1 protein-coding gene is annotated in these 534 nt (G+C 41.9%); it reads right to left on the bottom strand.

Features of this window, described 5'->3' with window-relative positions:
• The coding region (locus tag ACFINO_RS11550) for a lactate/malate family dehydrogenase (RefSeq protein WP_404977964.1) at nucleotides 1–534 on the bottom strand (534 nt) is incomplete at both ends.

Here is a 534-nt window from a genome sequence, read left to right as displayed (position 1 = left end):
ATCACGGGTACGTTGAATAATTTGATCAATCTTTTCTTGCGTCGTCCAGCCCATTTTCACAAGATCGGGTAGAGAAATACCACCAACGGTTGAATAACGCACCAAAGGCACCATTGAATCACCGTGTCCTCCTAAAACGAATGCAGTCACATCTTTAACAGAGATCTTAAATTCCTCTGATAAGAAATGACGAAAACGTGCTGAATCGCGAATACCAGCCATACCAACCACTTTTTGTGTTGGAAGACCTGAAAATTTTTGCAAAGCCCAGACCATTGCATCAAGAGGATTTGTAATACAAATAACGAACGCTGAAGATGCATATTTTTTAATCCCCGCACCAACTTGTTCCATTACCTTTAAATTAATGCCCAAAAGGTCATCACGGCTCATACCGGGTTTTCTTGCAACACCTGCTGTTACAATAACAACATCGGCACCTTCAATCACCTCATAGGAATTAGCACCGGTTAAACGGACATCAAAACCGTCAACTGGTGAAGATTCGGCGATATCAAGAGCTTTACCTTGTGG

Origin of the sequence: Bartonella sp. AA83SXKL (assembly GCF_042196965.1) — a bacterium.
GTDB lineage: Bacteria > Pseudomonadota > Alphaproteobacteria > Rhizobiales > Rhizobiaceae > Bartonella.
The sequence above is the reverse complement of the archived record's forward strand: the minus strand, read 5'-3'. Positions and strand labels throughout refer to the sequence as shown.